The sequence below is a fragment of the Blautia sp. Sow4_E7 genome, assembly GCF_052116245.1.
Taxonomy (GTDB): domain Bacteria; phylum Bacillota; class Clostridia; order Lachnospirales; family Lachnospiraceae; genus Blautia_A.
In genome coordinates, this window is the sequence record NZ_JBQKLL010000111.1 from 1 (window position 1) to 1,549 (window position 1,549).

Genomic DNA, 1,549 nt, shown 5'->3' on the forward strand with positions numbered 1-1,549 from the left:
GGGGCAGGTGCATTCGGGATATCCAGAGGATACTCCCCGGTAGTAACAAATTTGTAGAATTCATTAGGCGACAGTTTGGCAAGATGCCACTGATAGCGCTGATTGTTGTAATAATCTATATAGTCATCGATGATGACCTGAACCTTAGCAAACTCAGTACATTCCGCAAGTTTCGGCATGATGTGATCTTTCATATGGCCGAAGAAGCTTTCCTGCGGAGCATTGTCCCAGCAGTTTCCCCTGCGGGACATGGACTGACGGAGTTTTTTATCATAAAGGATATTTATGAACTTGTGGCTGGTATAGTGGCAACCCTGATCTGAATGAATGATCGTTTCTGCCTGGAGGGAGACCCCGTGATTTTCCACCAGTTTGTTGATGGTTTCCAAAACGAAATCCACTTCCAGTGATGGGCTGAGCACATACGACAGTATCTGCTTGGTAAAGGCATCCAGGACAGTAGATAAATAAGCAAAGATGCCATTATACGGCAGATAGGTGATGTCTGTCAGCAGGACGATTCTGGGACCGTATGCCTCAAATTCGCGCTGAAGCAGGTTGTCTGCAACATTGCTTGTCTTAAGGGCTTTGGCCATCCGCTTGTAAGGATTCGGGCCCCTGTAGGGGCAGGACAGATTGAATTTACCCATCAGACGCCGGATTTTTTTGAGATTCATGATCACAGGCGGATCCATATGAAGCAGGGCCATGTAGATGCCTTTGGCACCTTTTGTATAGCCGTGCATTTTGTAGGCAGCGAGTATCAGATCAAAGTCGTCACGGTCCTGCTGTTCCTTGAGTTCTCTTACAGGAGCGGAGTTGACCCAGGCGTAATAACCGCTACGGGATACACCTGCCGTTTCACAAAGTGCCTTGACGGACAGTGCGTTATGGCTTTGCTGCATGGTGTTGTAGATGATTTCGAATACACAGGAAGAGTCATTCATGAGCAGTGCACCTACTTCCTTGTAGTTCTGATCGAGGAAATTTTTTTTAGAAATTCCATTTCCTGTTTCAGGTAATCTACTTCATGCCGTAACTGTTTGATCTCATCAGCCTCGGATACAGGTTTGGCAGTATCTTTGGGTGCATCGTGGTTGGCTGTTTCACCCCGTGGACCATAGCCCTCATGGAATTCTCCGTACGTTTTATATTCTGTACGGATATGTTGGGAAATGCTCCATATGCGCCGCTCGCCGATGATGTCAATGTCAAAACCATGATCTTCAAGAATCTTTCTCGGCGATTCACCGGCTTTGTATGCGGTCATGAAGAGCTGCTTGAACTCTTTGGTGAGAGTGATCCTTGCCTCGGTAACACTGTAGATGTAAGGGTTTTGGCGAAGTAACTGTTGTTGTTCCTCTGTGAATAGTTTTCTGCTCATGAAAATCCTCCATTTCTGTGATTAGAATATCACATCTGGAAGGAAGTGTCCAAGAAAAAGGGTTCACATGGGAACGGTGTTTAAGAACAGGGTCACGTCTTGTGTGGGTGTCCGAAAAAAGGGTACTACACTAATTCGTGTGTCCACTGTTATGGGTACATTATA

2 protein-coding genes are annotated in these 1,549 nt (G+C 46.0%); both read right to left on the reverse strand.

All coding sequences use genetic code 11. From position 1 onward, the window contains the following. On the reverse strand, positions 1–947 hold a 947-nt coding region (locus tag ACTQ50_RS19575; protein ID WP_441485552.1), incomplete at its 3' end, for an IS3 family transposase. 11 nt (positions 948–958) lie between these two features. Further along, entirely contained in the window at positions 959–1,384 is a 426-nt protein-coding gene (locus ACTQ50_RS19580; protein WP_441485553.1) for an HTH domain-containing protein, read from the reverse strand. Positions 1,385–1,549: the final 165 nt, after the last annotated feature.

What these genes read in the sequence shown, in the direction of transcription:
- ACTQ50_RS19580 (WP_441485553.1), bottom strand. Translation starts at nt 1,384, where the DNA reads ATGAGCAGAAAACTATTCACAGAGGAACAACAACAGTTACTTCGCCAA.